The following is a 12,233-nucleotide window of genomic DNA, read 5'->3' on the forward strand; positions in this document are numbered from 1 at the left end:
GTTCTTTGAAATTTTCTTTTAAAGATTGTCTTACTTATAGATTTTTTTATTTGGTGTGTGATTATGCAATTTTATTGTTCTGTAATTATTTGCGGTGTAAAAATATGTTTTTGCTAATTCGCAATTTTCATATTCAGCTCAAATTATATAACTCTTGGGCGGATCTTTTCGATAGAGTTCATATGCTCACCATTTAATTTGATAGCTACCTTCAAGCAATAATTGAGTAAAAATTCAAGCGTACTGTAAAATGTATTCGCATTAAAAATATGATGCTTTCCCTCACGCTATTTGTTACTAAAATCATTTTATAAAGTTGTTGTAACAAATAGGACAATCAAACTTAATAATTTTCATTTTTCCAATGCAATTTCTAGCACCTATTAAAAACTTTATCGTTTGATAAAATAGCTTCTGTGATGAAGATTGGCAGGGCTATGAAGTTTAGTTTTTATTATAAGGTTTGTCTTATTTCATTATAACCAATTTGACGAAGTGCTTCCCCTGTTGTCATAGCAACACTTATTGCAAGATTTAAAGAGCGTGCGTTTGGCAGCATAGGAATTGTTAAGGCATAATCAGCTGCTTTATAAACATAATCAGGGACACCTGCTGATTCACGGCCAAAAAGTAAAACATCGTTTTTCTGATAACATATTTCTGTATAATACGTTTTTGCTTTTGTACTTAAGAGCAAAAGACGACGGTTAAAGCGCTGCATGGTATCAATAAAATTCTGCCAATCAAGATGGCGTTCTAAGGAGGCTCGTTCAAGATAATCCATACCTGCACGTTTAAGATTGCGATCGGATAGATCAAAGCCTGCAGGTTCAATAATGTGTACATGCAGACCAAAACAAGCACTAAGACGTAAGATTGTTCCTGTGTTACCAGCAATATCAGGTTGAAAAAGAGCTATGTGAAGTGTCATATTTAGTATTTGTAGATTGATTTATAAAGAAGTTATTTATAGCGATAGTGATATCAAAGAGATAGTTTTTATTTAGCTATACAATAGAACACAATTAGAATATGCGAAAATATTTTTTTGAAGGTCACTTTTATGGTGCAAAAAGATAGGAAATAAAGAATTGAAATCAGTAAGATGTATGTGAGATGAAAATAAAATGATTCATAGATTTTTTTATTTTTAGCAACAGGTGTTGCTGGTATGGTGAAGGTTGGTGCAGTTACATGTCTTTTATTAGTCAATTGCATCCTGATCAAGCTGTTTAATCTACTGATTCTATTGAAGTTTGATCTATCGAGTATTGAAGAAGGCATGTCAGTGACGGTAAAATGACGTGGATAGAGCGTGTGGTCATTCGTAATCGTACTGCAAAAGAAATAGCTGAATCTCAAGTGATTAAATTGAGTGATCTTAAAGCCTGTCAAGTACGCAATCTTGACCTTAATAATAAAAAAACAACGGATTTTGCGTGTTCAGCAGGAAAGAGACGTGGAAATTGGTTGATTATAATCAATTTATGTACTTATCTGAGCTGTGTAACACTTGACCGATCAGGTCAATTTTATGAATGGTTGTGTCCTTGTCATTGATCTGTTTATGATACATCTGGAAGGATATGAGCAAAATCAGCTAATTACAATTTAGCCATTTCACTTATCAATTTCTTTCTGGTGCTTTACTGAGAATAGGATAATGTAATGAGGAAATTTTTTCCTTATCTTCCTGAAAGCGCTCTTGCTCGTTGGTTTTATAAGCGTTTGCCTCTTTCTCATTTTTTATAAAATATGTTTATAGTTTTTCCTGTTCCATATAACCTTAATTATTTTGATACATTTGGTGCTATTTAAACCATTATAGCTTTTGACAGGTATTGTATTAGCTATGCACTATGTATCAAATGTTTATTTAGTCCTTGAAATAGGTGAATGATAGAGGCGTGAAGGGCAGTTTGGTTAGCTTTTTAGTCCTAGGTATTCTATGGTATCTTCTTTTTTTATTGCTGTCTACATCCATTTAGCACGAAGGCTTTATTATGGTTCTTATACAAATATGCGAGAAATGATTTGGATGATAGGTATCTTCGTTTATATCATTATGATGATGGTTGCATTTTGGGTTATGTGTTGATGAGGGCGGTGATGTCCACTTTTCCAGCATTGGTAATTACTGGTTTTTTTAAAGTTATTCCTTTCTTTGAAACATAGTGCTATGAAACTCTTCTTGGTGGTAGTATGGGGCAGCCGACGCTTAACCATTTTTATGTTTTTCATTATGTGCTGTCGTTTTTTATTTTTTCTTATAGACCTTCATATTTGGGCAATTTACCAAGTTGGACAGAGCAATCTAACAGGAATTGAAGTGCAATCGATGAGGAAAGTGTTCCTTTTTCTCCTTATGCACTTATCAAAGATATTTTTTTGATTATTCTACCAATTATACTCTCTGTTGAAAAGAGAAGCTCTATGCCTGCTTCAATTATGGAAGATCTAAAATAGAGAACAAATCGACTATGATAAGGGCCTTTGTTGGATTGATCTTCATAGGAGTTATGACGTTTTCTTTTCAAAGCATTGCCAAAAATATTGTTGATAAGAGAGGATATGTTTTTTCCTTGTATGTGCCTCAAAGACAAGATTGGAATTTTTCGGGACCATTCGGTATTTATGATAAAGCGCAATTACGACGTAGGTTGAAGGTTTATAAAAAAATGTGCTAGTTGTCATAGGTTAAAATATGTATCTTTTCGTGATTTAAAGGTACTGGGTGATAACCAGGAACAAATTAAAGCTTTTGCTGTGCAATATGAAGTAAGCGATAGTCCTAATCGGGAAGAAAAGTTTTTAAAGAGATTTGGTTCTGGTATTGTATTAGATTATTTTCCTTTCTCTTTTGCTAATATTGAAGAAGCCAAATTTATACATAATGGTGCTGAACCTCCTGATTTATCGTTAATGGAATGTATGCGTTCTATTTCTTTACTATTCCCTGCTTTTGATTATTGATGTTTTGACCAATGATAACACTGCTAGTCTTGATTATATTACAGCTCTTTTAACAGGACATCAGAGGGCTCCAAAGGATAAAGAATTGCTGAAGGTTACTGGTATGATCCTTATTTTATTGTAGGTGATGTTTTGTCTATTTTAATGTGTATAGTTAATCCTCATATGGATTTTAGTAAGAGGACTGGCTTTTGTGTTATCTTATTTTTAATTATTTTGGGAGTGCTTGTTTATAGTATGAAAAGAAGAATTTGGTATAATTTAGATAAAGAAAAACAAAAAATGAAAAAAATAAACACATAGAATAAGCTATCTTAAAAGCGTGTAGGGAACAAATTTTATAATGATGCATTGAGAGTTTATAAAGTAAAAACGGAGAATTATAAAATGAAAAAAATTGTTTGCACTGCTTTCGTGTCAATTTTTATGGTTTCTGGTGCGTATGCTCAGTCTTTTACAACGACAACACCTTTTGAAACTGAGGTGATTTCATCAACAGGTATTGTACGGGTTGGTTCAGATATGGCCGCGCGTTATATTACGCCTTCAGCAGCTGATTTTGTTGCTTCAAGCCTTATTGGTGCTAATGTATACAATATGGAAGATGAAAGTATTGGTGAAGTAAAAGATATTATTTTACGTGAAAATAGTGTCGAAGGAATTGTCATTGGTATTGGCGGTTTTCTTGGTATAGGAGAACGTTATATAGTTGTTTCTCCTGATACAATTCAGAAAACAAATGATTATGGTAAATGGAAATTTATTATCAATGCAACAAAGGATTCCTTAAAAAGCGCTCCAGAATTTAAATATGAAGGTCACTGGAATCGTTAATTTTGTCTTATCAAAAATAAAATAGCCGTTTATAATGCGGCTATTTTATTTGAAAGTTTTTTTAAGAACACAGAAGTATTCGATATAAAGAAGAATTTTAAAGGGTTAAGAGATTTAAGACTTTAAAAGAAATGCATATTAAGTATTGTGTTTAAACAATATGATGTCACCATCTTGCACAATATATTCTTTACCTTCATCGCGAGCTTTTCCTGCTTCTTTTGCTCCATTTTCTCCACCCAAAGCAATATAATCTTCATAGCTAATAGTTTGTGCACGAATAAAGCCACGTTCAAAATCTGAATGAATAACACCTGCAGCTTGCGGTGCTTTTACTCCACGCACAATTGTCCATGCGCGCGTTTCTTTAGGGCCACAAGTAAAGTAAGTAATTAGGTTAAGTAAATCATAACCAGTGCGAATGAGTCGATTGAGGCCAGGTTCAAAAAGCCCTAAAGCCTTAAGATATTCTAAAGCTTCTTCGTCAGTAAGTTGGGCAATTTCAGCTTCGATAGAAGCGGCAATGATAATAGTTTGTGCATTCTGTTCTGTTGCCATTTTCTCAACTGCTTGAGTAAAGTTATTACCATGAGCGGCTTCATTTTCACTTACATTGCAAACGTAGAGCACGGGTTTTGATGTTAAAAGATTCAAAGCATTAAGAATGCATCGTTCATCTGCAGAAATATCTTTGAGCATTAACCGTACAGGGTATCCTTTTTGCAACAATTTTAATGCAGATTCCATGATAGGGAGAATAGCAAGGGCTTCTTTATCTTTTCCGGTTGCACGTTTACGAATTTGTATGATTCGTCGTTCAAGACTTTCAAGATCTGAGAGCATGAGTTCTGTTTCAACGGTTGTGGCGTCAGAAATAGGATCAATTCGTCCTTCTACATGTGTAATATTTTCATCTTGAAAACACCGTAAAACATGGATAATGGCATCAACTTCACGAATATTCGCTAAAAATTTATTTCCTAAACCTTCACCTTTTGAAGCACCACGTACAAGTCCTGCAATATCAACAAAACTAATACGTGTAGGAATTATTTCTTTTGATCCGGCAATAGAGGCGATTTTTTTCATCCGTAGATCTGGGACAGCAACTTCACCGGTATTAGGCTCAATTGTGCAAAAAGGATAGTTGGCAGCTTGTGCTGTAGCTGTTTTTGTTAATGCATTAAAGAGAGTGGATTTACCAACATTGGGTAATCCGACAATACCGCATTTAAAGCCCATAGATTCTCTTTCTTTGTTGATTGTAATTTATTTCTTGTGGTCAAAATAAAGCTTTATTGGTATTTCTATAGCATGTTTTGAAAAGAGTTCTAGTCTGTAGTTATTGTGATAGTGTGAAAAATATAATGAATAATTACTATAATTTTTTTATTATTACATTACTTTAAATAATGATTTTACTAATAAATATTAATAGTGCAGTAAGTTTTTCGTAGTATGCAAAATTTTCGAAAATAAATAATCGGAGAAAATATGAGATTGTTATCTCGTCGAGCTTTTTTAATCGCAACGCCTTTAGCTTTGGCTGGATGTCTTACACGTCAATCAAATATACCTATTTTTTCTCAACAGGGCCAGTATGTTCCACCCGAAATACAGGACTTATATGGGCCTGTAACAAATGAACCTTATTTTTTACCTGCGGTTAATCTTTCAACAATTGACCCAAAATTTTGGCGTCAACAAGTCAATTATCAGACAGATTATTCTGCTGGTACATTAGTTGTAGATACTCAAGCATGTTTTCTTTATCTTGTTGGTGAAAATGGCAAAGCTTTACGTTATGGTATTGGTGTTGGCAGAGAAGGGTTGGCATTTACAGGTGTTGGGATTATACAATATAAGCGCCGATGGCCGCGTTGGGCTCCTACTCAGGCAATGATGGAGCGTGAACCAGAACGTTATGGTCATTTAGGGCAGGGTATGCCTCCTGGTCCTGAGAATCCATTAGGGGCACGAGCATTTTATCTTTTTAAAAATGGGAAAGATACCCTCTTCCGTATTCATGGTTCACATGAAGCTTGGTCAATTGGTCGCGCTATTTCTAGTGGATGTATTCGTCTACTCAATCAAGATATTATTGATCTTTATAATCGCGTTCCTGATGGCTCACGTGTAGTGGTATTGCAAAATAACGAAAATACATTAAACGGGCTTATTTAATCGTAATAAGTTATAGGATTTATTAACTGAGTTTTATATCTCACTTAACTTTGATATTTCCTTCAGATAAAGATATCAAGGGGCGTGTGTATCTTATGTATTCAAGTGAGATGGTGCTTTATTGTAAATCTTTCCATTGCCAATGTAATTTTATTCATAAAACAATTATTATTTCTTTTTATTAAGAGTTCCATATTATTTGCAATTGCGTCTAGTAAAGGGGTTAGCCACTCTTGATCAGATTTGGTAAAATTTCCCAAAACATACTGATTAACCAACTCTTTGGGACCAGGGTGTCCAATACCTAAGCGTATACGGCAGTAGTTAGTGCCGCAATGACTATCAATAGATTTGATGCCATTATGTCCATTACTTCCTCCTCCAATTTTTATTCTTATTTTACCGGGTGGTAAATCTAGCTCATCGTAAATGACAATAAGATTATTCAAGTCTAATTTATAAAATCGCAAGGCTTCGCCAATTGATTGACCAGACAAATTCATAAAAGTTTGCGGTTTTATAAGAATAATTTTTTCATTGTTTATAAAACCGTTTGAGATTTCAGCCTGAAATTTTTTTGACCATGGAGAAAAAGAAAAGATTTGGTGAATAACATTGACAGCCATGAAACCAATATTATGGCGGTTATTTTTATAGTGAAAACCGGGATTGCCAAGACCAGCAATGAGCAACATGTGCACCTCCGGTAAAGTATAAGAAAACAAAAAGCGTTAAAAAGATGAAGTTTCATCTAATAAAATTTTTTAGTTTTTTACATTGTTTTCATTGTTCTCTTTTTCTGAAGGATCATCACTCACACTTGTGTTAGCAGGGGCAGCAATGGTAGCAACGGTAAAGTCTCGTTCCTGAATGACTGGTGTAACACCTTTTGGTAATTGTACTGCGGAAATATGAATAGAATCACCAATGGAATAACTGGAAAGATCAATCTCAATTGCTTCAGGGATGGCATGCGCTAGTGCAGTACATTCAATTTCGTGGCGCACAATATTTAAGACACCACCTCGTTTAATTCCTGGAGCTATATCTTCATTAAGGAAGTGTACAGGAATGTGCACATGAACGACAGATTTTGCTGAAATGCGTAAGAAATCTACGTGTATAGGAAAGTCACGGACAGGATCAAGTTGATAATCTTTTGGTAAAACTTGAATTTTTTGTTGATCAATTTCAATAGTTGCAACAGTAGTACGAAATCCACCAGCATGAATTTTATAGAAAATATCTTTATAGGGAACTGAAATTGCTAAAGGAGTTTGTTTATCGCCATAAATAACAGCTGGAATGAAACCATTACGACGAAGTTTGCGGGAGGACCCCTTACCAACCCGCTCGCGTATCTCGGCTTTAAAAGTGTAGCTTTTGCTCATAACTAAAGTCCTTTTTATATAATTGGAGAATCATGAAAACCAGTAGTGGTTTTGCATGAATACGAAGATATACGCTGCACAACGGCGATTACCCTATTCTATGTTGCCTCCAAGGGTGTCTACACAGAAGCTTGTTCTATAATTCAAACCATTAGGAGATGCAAGAGTTGTAGGAAAAATCCTTGGTTTCTATCCTTATGGAAGAGGAAATGTTACAAGTATGCTGAAAAATGTAGAATCAATATCAATTTTCAAAGATTGAATAGTGGAGATCTTATGAAAGTTGAGATTGCCTTAGGTGAAGTATCAGAATATGGCCCGTTGCGTAAATCAGTTCCAGCGCTCGTTGATTTCGAAGAATTATTAGCAACACGTCTTCTCGTACAAGGTAATTCTGGTTCAGGAAAATCACATCTTTTTTGGTGTCTTCTTGAACAGAGTTTTTCATGGCTACAACAGTATGTTATTGGTCCAGAAGGCGATTTTATGACTTTGGCTGATAAATTTGGCCATATTGTTATTGAAATTCAACGGAACGAAAAAGAGTTGATACAAATTGCTCATTGGATTCGCCAACATCGAGTTTCAGCTGTGTTCAATCTTGAAAAACTAGATACTCCACAACAGATGCGCGCTGTTGGTGTTTTTCCTTGGAGTACTTTTTGATATTGAGCGTGATTATTGGTATCCTATGTTAGTTGTGGTTGATGAAGCGCAATTATTTGCTCCAACTACAGCAGAGGAGGTTTCTGATGAAGTACGTAAGATTTCGTTTAGTGCTATGATCAATTTAATGTGTCGAGGACATAAACGTGGTCTTGCTGGTGTTATTGCTACACAACGTTTAACTAAGCTTGCAAAAAACGTGGCTGCGGAAGCATCAAATTTTTTAATAGAACGCACTTTTTAGATATTGATATGATACGTGCTGCTGATCTTTTAGGAATGAAGCGTCGTCAAGCAGAAATTTTTCGAAATCTTGAGCGCGGTCACTTTATTGTTTTAGGACCTGCTTTATCATGGCGTTCTTTATCGGTTATTGTTGGTCCTGTTGAAACATCAACATGTTCTGCTGGTCCGAAACTAATACCGCTTCCAACGGAAAGAACAGATGCAAAAAACTTGTTTTTACTGCTTTATCTGAAAAAAAACGACACCATGTCATCATTCACTAGAGCTTGTAAAAAAATAAAAAATTCATGAAATATTAGAAAAGGTTGTGCGCAAAAACAAAGATTAATAAAGGAAGATAAACATTCCTCTCTAAAGATTTCAGCAATTGATTACAAAATGCAGGTAGAACATATTATTCGTAAAATGATGAATGATCCTGAAGTTGCGTATTGTTCAAAAGTAGTACTTTATCAAGATTTTTTGATACGTTGTCGTATTCATGGTGTAACAGAGTTTCTGCCTAATATTTCACAATTTCGTCGTAAATTGGCTATCTCTCAGGCCTCTATTGATGAAAAAGGTGTTGTAAGAGAAGAGTAGAAGCGCGCCTTACATCTATCAAAAAGTTTAGAAAATAATGTTCAAGGTGTATTTTTGCGTGTCGTGCAGGCAGCAGTAAAGGGGAAGCCTTGCCCATCAGATGCAGTTTTAGTGCGTCTTTATAGAACTCATTCTTTAAGTTGTGCACGCTGTCTTTTAATTTATTTTGAAGAGTGTGGGCTTATTGTTATTCATACTGATTTTAGTGGTAAGTGCGTGGTAACTTTTCCTGATCTTAATTTAGAAACAGCACCAGGAGATCTAAAGGCACCAATTTAACCAAATAAACTTGAAACAGACTGCTCTGCTGCTGTTCTTGCAATAGCTTCTCCGATTAAATCAGCAATTGGCAAGATACGCATATTATGGGCTTGTTTAATTGCTTTGGTTGGCATGATTGAATCAGTAATCACTAATTCTTTCATTTCTGAATTGGTAATGCGTTCTATAGCATTGCCGGAAAGCACACCATGTGTAATATAAGCAGTGACGCTTCTTGCGCCATGTTGCAAAAGGGCGCTCGCTGCGTTACATAGAGTACCACCTGAATCAACAATATCATCCAGTAAGAGACAATCTTTTTCAGTTACATCACCAATGATGTTCATTACTTCTGATTCACCTGGGCGTTCACGGCGTTTATCAACAATAGCAAGTAGACTATTTAAGCGCTTGGCTAAGGAGCGTGCACGCACCACACCACCAACATCAGGTGAAACAACAATAACATTTTCGAGAGAATAATGCATCTTAATATCACGAGCAATAACAGGAACAGCATAAAGATTATCTGTTGGGATATCAAAGAAGCCTTGGATTTGTCCTGCATGAAGATCTAATGTCAAAACGCGATGAGCACCTGCTTGAGTAATGAGATTAGCAACAAGTTTTGCCGAAATAGGAGTGCGTGGTCCAGGTTTACGATCTTGGCGAGCATAACCAAAATAAGGCACGACAGCTGTAATACGACGTGCTGAAGACCGACGAAGTGCATCAATCATAATGAGTAGTTCCATTAAATGATCATTCGCTGGATAGGATGAAGATTGCAAAACAAATACATCTTGCCCACGTACGTTCTCATGCAATTCTACAAAAATCTCTTGATCAGCAAAACGTTTTACAGTTGCTTTGCCTAGAGGAATACTTAAATAGTTTGCAACATCTTCAGCAAGACATGGATTAGAATTGCCGCAAAAAAGTTTCATAATAGAACCTCTAAGTAATTACGATTGAATATGAAACGATTTTTAACTTTTTACTATTAGATTGCAAGTCAACAATTATAAAAGAATGAAAAATTAACTATCATTATTTCAAAATGAATGTAGTTCGTTGATTTATGTCAAATACTTACTGTTTGTAGAATGTTTAAAAAATTATGAAAAAACAGCTAACAAGAGATAAATTGTTTAGAAGTAGTCAGTGTTATGAGAAAAAATACTGTTTTATAAAGAATTTTCTTAGTTTTTATACCGTCTCGTTTTTATTCATTTATTTCATGAAGTAAGGAGAATACCAAAAATAATTTAGATATCCAGCTTTTCTAATTTTCCAAATATGCGTTTATGTTTCTTCGTAAAATTTTGCATAAATCTTAATCTTTTATGAGAGAGATTGCTTGATGAGGTAATAAAAATTTATGAAAGGCTATGAGCTTACACTGGCGATGTGAATTTTCAATTGAGTAAGATAGTTTTAGATAGTATGAATGATAAGTGTTAGAAAGATACTCTAGATATTTAGTTTAAAAATTTTTGAATATAAAATAAGTAGATTATTTATGCTAAAAAAATATGAATTTACAGATGAAAAAATAATAATTGGTTCTCATACACTTTATCGTATTAGAGCTCTTAAAGACTTTGGAGACGTAAAAACAGATGATCTTGGTAGTTTTATTGAGGATGAAAAGAATTTATCACATCAGGGAAATTGTTGGGTTTATGATAATGCCAAAGTTTTTGGTAATGCTATGATTTATGATAATGCTAAAGTTTTTGGTAATGCTATGATTTATGATAATGCTAAAGTTTTTGGTAATGCTATGATTTATGATAATGCTAAAGTTACTGAAAATGCTGCAATTTACGATGAAGCAAGAGTTTTTAGAAACGTTAAAATTTGTGGTAAAAACACTGTTTCTGGTAATACCATGATTTGGGGTAGCTCCAATGTTTATTGCAGAACCAAGATTTGTAACAATGTCAAGGATTCTAAAAATGATCGAGTTCACAAGATGTACTTATAGCATATCAGGATTTTATGAAACTAATATTATACGGCGTTTTGAGGTTGAAAGTTATTTACTAAGAGTTGTTAAAACAAGAAGATATAATTGTATCAAGAGATTTGATTTAATATAAATTAATAATTATTAACATTGAAGAGTTGTTTTTGTGGAATATAGCAAAGGCTATTTGCAAAGCTGTTAGAATTTGCGTACAAACAGTTTATTTGAGAAGAAAATAACCAATAATAAAAATTTCCACAATTTATTTGAATAGGAATTTTTTTCTTATTCTTTGAAGTAAAAAGCAACTTTACTCTCTATTTTTTAGCATAATGGCGGAAATTTGTCGTCCATAATCGGGTTCATTACGATGTATTGCACGTCGATAGGAGAAAAAACGCTTTTCATCTTGATAAGTACAAAGTTTTAGACAAGAAATACGGATCCCCGCTTGCTCGAGTTTGTTTATAATAAATGTCCATAGATTAAAATTAAAGTGGTGTACTTTATCTGTTTTTGAAAAATATTTTTCAAACTCGTTATTGTGCTCGATAAATTGGTTATAAAATTCACTTGTTACTTCATAATGACATGGACCAATGCATGGTCCAAGTACTGCTGTTATTGATTGCCGTTTGGCTCCTTGTTCTTCCATTACTGAGATTGTTTTTTCTAAAATTCCGTTCAAGCTCCCTCGCCAACCAGCATGTGCAGCACCAATAACACCCGCTTGTGGATCAGAAAAAAGAATTGGTCCACAGTCTGCTGTCAGAACACCAATTGCTAATCCTCTTTTTGTTGTAACCAGAGCATCTGCTTTTGGAAGTTCTCCGATAAAAGCTTGATCAACGACGATAACTTCACAAGAGTGTATTTGGTTAACAGTAATTAAATTTTGCACTTCAATATCAAAATAATTAGCGATTAAGGTACGATTTTGCATAATATGTTCAGGAGAATCGTTGGAGTTTTGTCCGACATTGAGGCTTTGATAAAAGCTTTTTGATACACCTCCTTGGCGTGTAAAAAAGCCATGTTTGATATTATGTAAGTGTAAATTGCAAAAATCTTGTGCAAGAATAGGTTCCATAAAGGCTCCCTTATGATTATTTGAAACGAAAATG

General features: G+C 34.3%; 10 protein-coding genes and 3 pseudogenes. 7 read left to right on the plus strand and 6 right to left on the minus strand.

Annotation, left to right across the window (positions count from 1 at the left end):
- Positions 1 to 454: 454 nt before the first annotated feature.
- Entirely contained in the window at positions 455 to 931 is a 477-nt protein-coding gene (locus M4Z11_RS01620; RefSeq protein ID WP_249675316.1) for a tRNA (cytidine(34)-2'-O)-methyltransferase, read from the minus strand.
- A 368-nt stretch (positions 932 to 1,299) separates the two neighbouring features.
- Here M4Z11_RS01620 and M4Z11_RS07435 point away from each other — a divergent pair, with 368 nt between their 5' ends.
- From M4Z11_RS07435 to M4Z11_RS01640, 4 genes and pseudogenes are all read left to right on the plus strand, one after another.
- Positions 1,300 to 1,560 (plus strand): Rieske (2Fe-2S) protein, encoded by a 261-nt coding sequence (locus tag M4Z11_RS07435; RefSeq protein ID WP_409337877.1) that lies wholly within the window; start codon positions 1,300 to 1,302, stop codon positions 1,558 to 1,560.
- 108 nt (positions 1,561 to 1,668) lie between these two features.
- Positions 1,669 to 2,409, plus strand: a pseudogene (locus M4Z11_RS07440) (cytochrome b N-terminal domain-containing protein); the annotation flags it as partial.
- A gap of 71 nt (positions 2,410 to 2,480) precedes the next feature.
- Positions 2,481 to 3,276 (plus strand): annotated as a pseudogene (locus M4Z11_RS01635) (cytochrome c1).
- Positions 3,277 to 3,360: 84 nt separating this feature from the next.
- Positions 3,361 to 3,807, plus strand: coding sequence for a PRC-barrel domain-containing protein (locus tag M4Z11_RS01640; RefSeq protein WP_249675320.1), 447 nt, complete (start codon positions 3,361 to 3,363; stop codon positions 3,805 to 3,807).
- 138 nt (positions 3,808 to 3,945) lie between these two features.
- Here the strand turns inward: M4Z11_RS01640 and ychF are convergent, their stop codons facing one another.
- Positions 3,946 to 5,049, minus strand: coding sequence for a redox-regulated ATPase YchF (ychF, locus tag M4Z11_RS01645; protein WP_249675323.1), 1,104 nt, complete (start codon positions 5,047 to 5,049; stop codon positions 3,946 to 3,948).
- Positions 5,050 to 5,307: 258 nt separating this feature from the next.
- On the opposite strand from ychF, the gene M4Z11_RS01650 reads away from it, so the two are divergent.
- Complete coding sequence (locus M4Z11_RS01650) at positions 5,308 to 5,991, plus strand: L,D-transpeptidase (protein WP_249675671.1); 684 nt, start codon at positions 5,308 to 5,310, stop codon at positions 5,989 to 5,991.
- A 101-nt stretch (positions 5,992 to 6,092) separates the two neighbouring features.
- Here the strand turns inward: M4Z11_RS01650 and pth are convergent, their stop codons facing one another.
- Together pth and M4Z11_RS01660 are read right to left on the minus strand one after the other, a co-directional pair.
- On the minus strand, positions 6,093 to 6,686 hold the full coding sequence (gene pth / locus M4Z11_RS01655) for an aminoacyl-tRNA hydrolase (protein ID WP_249675327.1): 594 nt from the start codon (positions 6,684 to 6,686) through the stop codon (positions 6,093 to 6,095).
- A gap of 69 nt (positions 6,687 to 6,755) precedes the next feature.
- Positions 6,756 to 7,382, minus strand: coding sequence for a 50S ribosomal protein L25/general stress protein Ctc (locus tag M4Z11_RS01660; RefSeq protein ID WP_249675330.1), 627 nt, complete (start codon positions 7,380 to 7,382; stop codon positions 6,756 to 6,758).
- Between the two features lie 276 nt (positions 7,383 to 7,658).
- Between M4Z11_RS01660 and M4Z11_RS07445 the strand changes: the two are divergent.
- Positions 7,659 to 9,155, plus strand: a pseudogene (locus M4Z11_RS07445) (ATP-binding protein).
- Here M4Z11_RS07445 and M4Z11_RS01670 read toward each other — a convergent pair.
- Positions 9,152 to 10,084 carry a ribose-phosphate pyrophosphokinase gene (locus tag M4Z11_RS01670; protein WP_078680585.1) on the minus strand — a complete coding sequence of 311 codons (933 nt, stop codon included), beginning with the start codon at positions 10,082 to 10,084 and terminating at the stop codon, positions 9,152 to 9,154. The pseudogene M4Z11_RS07445 and the gene M4Z11_RS01670 sit on opposite strands and share 4 nt — an antisense overlap.
- Before the next feature lie 575 nt (positions 10,085 to 10,659).
- On the opposite strand from M4Z11_RS01670, the gene M4Z11_RS01675 reads away from it, so the two are divergent.
- Positions 10,660 to 11,127, plus strand: a complete 468-nt coding sequence (locus tag M4Z11_RS01675; protein ID WP_249675333.1) for a hypothetical protein — start codon at positions 10,660 to 10,662, stop codon at positions 11,125 to 11,127.
- Positions 11,128 to 11,419: 292 nt separating this feature from the next.
- Here the strand turns inward: M4Z11_RS01675 and pgeF are convergent, their stop codons facing one another.
- The gene (gene pgeF / locus M4Z11_RS01680) at positions 11,420 to 12,199 is read right to left on the minus strand and encodes a peptidoglycan editing factor PgeF (protein ID WP_249675336.1); all 780 of its coding nucleotides are present in this window, start codon (positions 12,197 to 12,199) and stop codon (positions 11,420 to 11,422) included.
- Between the last annotated feature and the right edge of the window lie 34 nt (positions 12,200 to 12,233).

This window comes from Bartonella bilalgolemi (assembly GCF_023500045.1).
In the GTDB taxonomy this organism is placed as follows: domain Bacteria; phylum Pseudomonadota; class Alphaproteobacteria; order Rhizobiales; family Rhizobiaceae; genus Bartonella; species Bartonella bilalgolemii.

What these genes read in the sequence shown, in the direction of transcription:
- M4Z11_RS01620 (WP_249675316.1), bottom strand. Translation starts at nt 931, where the DNA reads ATGACACTTCACATAGCTCTTTTTCAACCTGATATTGCTGGTAACACA.
- M4Z11_RS07435 (WP_409337877.1), top strand. Translation starts at nt 1,300, where the DNA reads ATGACGTGGATAGAGCGTGTGGTCATTCGTAATCGTACTGCAAAAGAA.
- M4Z11_RS01640 (WP_249675320.1), top strand. Translation starts at nt 3,361, where the DNA reads ATGAAAAAAATTGTTTGCACTGCTTTCGTGTCAATTTTTATGGTTTCT.
- ychF (WP_249675323.1), bottom strand. Translation starts at nt 5,049, where the DNA reads ATGGGCTTTAAATGCGGTATTGTCGGATTACCCAATGTTGGTAAATCC.
- pth (WP_249675327.1), bottom strand. Translation starts at nt 6,686, where the DNA reads ATGTTGCTCATTGCTGGTCTTGGCAATCCCGGTTTTCACTATAAAAAT.
- M4Z11_RS01660 (WP_249675330.1), bottom strand. Translation starts at nt 7,382, where the DNA reads ATGAGCAAAAGCTACACTTTTAAAGCCGAGATACGCGAGCGGGTTGGT.
- M4Z11_RS01670 (WP_078680585.1), bottom strand. Translation starts at nt 10,084, where the DNA reads ATGAAACTTTTTTGCGGCAATTCTAATCCATGTCTTGCTGAAGATGTT.
- M4Z11_RS01675 (WP_249675333.1), top strand. Translation starts at nt 10,660, where the DNA reads ATGCTAAAAAAATATGAATTTACAGATGAAAAAATAATAATTGGTTCT.
- pgeF (WP_249675336.1), bottom strand. Translation starts at nt 12,199, where the DNA reads ATGGAACCTATTCTTGCACAAGATTTTTGCAATTTACACTTACATAAT.